At 64.3% G+C, this 5,102-nt stretch carries 3 protein-coding genes and 1 pseudogene; 2 read left to right on the forward strand and 2 right to left on the reverse strand.

Annotated elements, in window-relative coordinates; all coding sequences use genetic code 11:
- Window positions 1-164: 164 nt before the first annotated feature.
- Entirely contained in the window at window positions 165-1,496 is a 1,332-nt protein-coding gene (locus tag AC0L26_RS31665) for an ABC transporter substrate-binding protein (protein ID WP_473636043.1), read from the reverse strand.
- Between the two features lie 242 nt (window positions 1,497-1,738).
- The gene (locus tag AC0L26_RS31670; RefSeq protein ID WP_473636044.1) at window positions 1,739-2,428 is read right to left on the reverse strand and encodes a PIG-L deacetylase family protein; all 690 of its coding nucleotides are present in this window, start codon (window positions 2,426-2,428) and stop codon (window positions 1,739-1,741) included.
- Window positions 2,429-2,457: 29 nt separating this feature from the next.
- Between AC0L26_RS31670 and AC0L26_RS31675 the strand changes: the two genes are divergently transcribed.
- Together AC0L26_RS31675 and hrpB are read left to right on the forward strand one after the other, a co-directional pair.
- Entirely contained in the window at window positions 2,458-3,348 is an 891-nt protein-coding gene (locus tag AC0L26_RS31675) for a DMT family transporter (RefSeq protein WP_473636045.1), read from the forward strand.
- A 90-nt stretch (window positions 3,349-3,438) separates the two neighbouring features.
- Window positions 3,439-4,932 (forward strand): annotated as a pseudogene (gene hrpB, locus AC0L26_RS31680) (ATP-dependent helicase HrpB); the annotation flags it as partial.
- Between the last annotated feature and the right edge of the window lie 170 nt (window positions 4,933-5,102).

Below are 5,102 nucleotides of genomic sequence, written 5' to 3' on the forward strand. Positions count from 1 at the left end.
CCCTACCGCGGTCCCCTCCGGCCTCAACCATCTTGCCAAAACAATCTTCACAATCTTCGGTGCATGCCCGCTCTCCGTGCGGGTGGGGGGGGTGTTTTTTTTGGTCTATCACCAAAAAAAACCCCCCGGCTCTGGGGTCGTGGCTCGGGAGGAGCCGGTTACAACTACATCTTGCCATCGTCCTGGAAGACCTCGGTCCAGTCCTTGACCAGGCCGTCGAGCGCATCCTTGGCCGAGCCCTGGCCGGCAACGACATAGTCGTGGAAGCGCTTCTGCGACGCCTGCAGCAGCGGCGCATAGCTGGGCTCAGCCCAGAAGTCCTTCACGATGGCCATGGAGTCGAGGAAGGTCGGCGCGTAAGGCTGGCTGGTTGCAAAGCCCGGGTCTTTGACGACGGCGTTGAGGCAGGAAAAGCCGCCGAGCGACCACCATTTGGCCTGCACGTCCTTGTTGGCGAACCACTTGATGTATTTGAGCGCGGCTTCCTGCTTATCGGAATAGGAAACCACGGAGATGCCCTGGCCGCCAAGCTGGGCGAATTGATCGCCGTCGGGACCCTTGGGATTGGCGAAATAGCCGATCTTGTCACCGCCGACATTCTCGTCCTTCTGCAGGCCCGGCCAGGTAAAGGCGAAGTTCATGTGCATCGCCACCTGGCCGGATTTGAAGGCATCGACGCCTTCGCCCATGTAGCTGTTCGACGCCCCGGGAGGCGTGCAGCAGTCATAGAGCGCCTTGTAGAACTCCAGGCCCTTCACCGATTTCTCGGAGTTGACGAAGCCGTCCATCTCGTAGGGCTTGTCGGGATTCTCGTATTTGAAGCCGAAGCTGTAGAGCACGTCCATGGCGCCCATGGTGATGCCTTCGGAGCCGCGCTCGGTATAGATCGACGCGCCATAGACGGTCTTGCCGTCGATCTCGCGCTTCTGGAAGAACTCGGCGATCTGCTTCAACTGGTCGAAGGTCGTCGGCGCTGCGAGATCCCAACCGTACTTTTCCTTGAATTCCTTCTGCAGTTCCGGCTTGGAGAACCAGTCCTTGCGATAGGTCCAGCCGACGACGTCGCCCATGGCCGGCAGCGCCCAATAGTTTGGCGTGTTCTTCGGCCATTCGGAATAGCCGACGACCGTGGCCGGCACGAAGTCGTCCATGCTGATCTTCTCCTTGTCGAAGAAATCGTTCAGCTTGACGTAATGGCCGTTCTCGGCGGAGCCGCCGATCCACTGGCTATCGCCGATGATCAGGTCGCACAGCTTGCCCTTGGAATTCAGTTCGTTGAGGAAGCGATCGGCATAGTTGGTCCACGGCACGAATTCGAACTTCATGCCGATGCCGGATTCCTTGGTGAAATCCTTGGACAGTTCCACAAGAGCGTTCGCCGGGTCCCAGGCTGCCCAGCAAAGCGTCAGATCTTCCGCCTGCGCGACGTTTGAAACGGCTGTCGACGCAAGCATCGCCGAGGTCAGTCCCAACGTCAGTTTCAAGGTCGATTTCATGCCTTCCTCCCATTTGCGAAACGCGCCCGGATGACGGTTTCAAAAACCTCAACCCCCCTCCTCAGGGGCCTAAACACTATGACGGGTTGAGCGCCGGATGTTTAGTAATTTGTTTAGTGATGCAATTTTTACTAAACAAGGCAAGCGAATTCGTCGCTGCACCGCAGCATGGCGCGTCGGCTCCGGGCGCTGGCTCAGGAAAGGCGGCTTCTGTCAGATTGTTCGGTGCGCCGGGTGCCGGCTCATTTGACCGTTCTGGTGCTGACCGTCACCGGCCGGATCGCCGGGGCCGGCGGCAGCAGGGCGCGGATGTCGGCGAAGGGGAAGACCGGCTCAAAGCGGAAGGCCTCGGCGAAAGAACCGGCCGCGCCATTGCACTGGCCGGCGCGAAACGCGTTCTGCGTGCGCGCCGCATCGACGAAACGTTCAGGATCCTGCGACTGATGCGCCCGGATCGCCATCGCCTTGAGATCGAAATGCTTGGAGATGTCGACATAGTGCGTTGGCGAAAAGCCAGTGCCGCCGAGCGTATCGGCATGCAGAACCGGGACAGCGAAAGACGCCGCGATACGCACGCCGTCGGACAGCGCACGGTGATCGCCATGGTAGTCGTTCGGCGCATGGGTGATCGCCAGGTCCGGCTTCACCTCGCCGATCAGCGCCCTCAACGCCGCGATCAGCGCGGCATCGGCAGTGAGCGCGCCGTCCGGAAAGTCGAGGAAGTGCGATGTTGCGCCAAGCAGGTCCGCCGCCACGGCCGCTTCCTCGCGGCGGGCGCGGGCGAGCGGTCCTGGATCGCCCCTCCCACCCTTGGCGCCGTCCGTGGCTATCGCAAAAACCAGTTCTTCGCCTTGCGCGGCATAGGCTGCCATCGTACCGAACATGAAGATCTCGATGTCGTCCGGATGCGCACCGAGCGCCAGTATCTTCACTTCTGCTCTCTCCCCGGAAACGGAAAAACGTGACGAACGGAATTCTGCTCGCCCTTATCGCCTATGCAAGCTATTCGGGCAGCGACGCCGTTGTCAAAAGCCTGGGAGGACAATTCACGGTCTTCGAGATCGGCTTCTTCGCAACCTTGTTTGCCGGGCTTTTCCTATTCTTCACCCGGCCAGTGGGCGAACGCTGGCGCGATTTCTGGCACACGAAGCGGCCATGGGCCGTACAGGCGCGGGCCTGGGCAGGCATCGCGTCGGGCGTGCTCAGCGTCTATGCCTTCACTACCATCCCCCTGGCGGAAGTCTACGCCCTGATCTTTTTGGCGCCTTTGCTGGTCACCATCCTGTCGACCGTCATCCTGAAGGAAAAGGTCGGCCCCTGGCGATGGCTGGCCGTGATCGCCGGTTTTGCCGGGGTGATGCTGGTGGTACGGCCGGGCTTTCGCGAGCTGCATCTCGGTCATTTGGCCGCCTTCGTGAACGCCTTCCTCGCCGCGACCAGCGTCATTCTGATGCGATCGCTGGCCCAGCAGGAAAAGCGCACCACGATGCTTGGTGTGCTTGTCGGCTATGGTCTGCTGTTCAACGGGATCGGCGCTGCCGCCACCTCTTTTACCTTGCCGAATGCCATACAACTTGTGTGGCTGGCGATGGCGGGCGCCTTCACCGCGGGCGGACAACTGCTGCAACTTCTGGCCGCCAAATACGCGCCCGCCAACCGCATTGCGCCGACGCATTATTCGCAGATACTCTGGGCGGTGATCCTCGGCGCGCTGTTCTTCCAGGAATATCCCGATTTCCTGTCGCTTGTCGGCCTCGCCGTCGTCGGCGGCTCCGGCCTTTTGACGATGGTGCGCGAGGAGGTGAGGCTCGGCACGGTGCGCTGGAACCCATTCTCGCGGACCCGGCTTTGAGTGGCCAGTTCCCGGTTGCGCGGCTCCTGCCACCGCTGATATGCGGGCGCTGCGGACCTGCCGCGATTGGATGGATGCATCCTTGAAACAATGACCAGAAAACCCTTGCCGGAACTTCCGGTCTCCGCCGTGCTACCGGCGCTCAGCGAAGCGCTCGGCTATGGCAACAGCGCCGTGCTGGTGGCACCGCCCGGCGCCGGCAAGACGACGCTGGTGCCGCTGGCGCTGCTCGACGCGCCATGGCTCGGCACGGGAAAGATCGTTCTGCTCGAGCCGCGCCGGCTCGCTGCCCGCGCTGCTGCCCGCCGCATGGCCGAACTGCTCGGCGAGGAGCCCGGCGAAACGGTCGGTTATGCCATGCGCATGGAGAACCGCACCTCGGCAAGGACGAAAATTCTCGTGGTCACCGAAGGCGTGCTGTCCCGCATGATCCTTGAAGATCCGGAATTGCCCGGTGTCTCAGCGGTATTCTTCGACGAATTCCACGAGCGCTCGCTCGACGGCGATTTCGGGCTGGCGCTGGCGCTCGACGTGCAAGGCGCACTGAGGCCCGATCTGCGGTTGCTGGTGATGTCGGCGACGCTCGACGGTGCGCGTGTCGCGCGGCTGCTTTCCGGCGCCCCGGTGATCGAGAGCGAAGGCCGCGCCTTTCCCGTCGACATAAGCTACGACGAGCGGCCGGCCGGTCTCCCCATCGAGGATGCCATGGCCAGGGCGATCCGCGCGGCCCTTGCCGATGAAAGCGGCAGCGTGCTCGCCTTCCTCCCCGGCCAGCGCGAGATCGAGCGCACAGCCGAGCGGCTGGAGGGGCGCACTGGCGCCGACACCGACATCGTGCCGCTCTACGGCATGCTCGACAACAAGGCGCAAGATGCGGCGATCAAGCCGGCGCCACCTGGCCGCCGCAAGGTGGTGCTGGCGACGTCGATCGCGGAAACCTCCATCACCATCGACGGCGTGCGCGTCGTTATCGATTCCGGCCTGTCGCGGCTGCCGCACTACGAGCCGGCCAGCGGTTTGACGCGACTGGAGACGGTACGTGTGAGCAGAGCCTCCGCCGACCAGCGCGCCGGCCGCGCCGGGCGCACGCAGCCGGGCGTCGCCATCCGGCTGTGGCGGACCGAGCAGACGGCGGCACTTCCCGCCTTCACCCCGCCCGAAATCCTCGAGGCTGACCTTTCCGGGCTGCTGCTCGATTGCGCCGCCTTCGGTGTTGCCGATCCGGCGAGCCTCTCCTTCCTCGATCCGCCGCCGTCCCCGGCGCTCAACGAGGCAAAGGCGCTGCTGCGTGCCCTCGACGCCATTGACGACGCAGGGCGCCTGACAGAAGCGGGGCAGGCGATGCGCAGGCTGGCGCTGCCGGTGCGGCTGGCTCACATGGTCGCCGAGGCGGCAAAGACCGGCCAGGCGTTCGAGGCGGCCATGCTCGCCGTGCTGCTTACCGAGCGCGGCCTCGGCGGTGATGGCGCCGACCTCGAACGGCGGCTGATGCGGTTCCGCTCCGAAAGATCGCCGCGCGCCACCGCCGCGCGGCAGCTCGCCGAGCGGCTGGCAAGGCAGGCCTCACCCTCCCCCTCGAGGGGAGGGTCGGCGACCGAGCTGAGCGTAGCGAAGCGAGGGAGACGGGGTGGGGTCGCCGATGGCGTGCCCGATCCGCGGGGGCCCCCCCCCCCCCCGCCGGGGGGGCCCCCCCCCCCCCCGCGCCGCCGACCGAAAGAGCCGTGCCGATAAGGGCAAGTGTGCACATGGTTAGC

This window comes from Mesorhizobium sp. WSM4823 (assembly GCF_055811195.1).

Excerpts from the sequence above, each read along its gene's own strand:
- AC0L26_RS31665 (WP_473636043.1), bottom strand. The coding sequence starts at position 1,496 with ATGAAATCGACCTTGAAACTGACGTTGGGACTGACCTCGGCGATGCTT.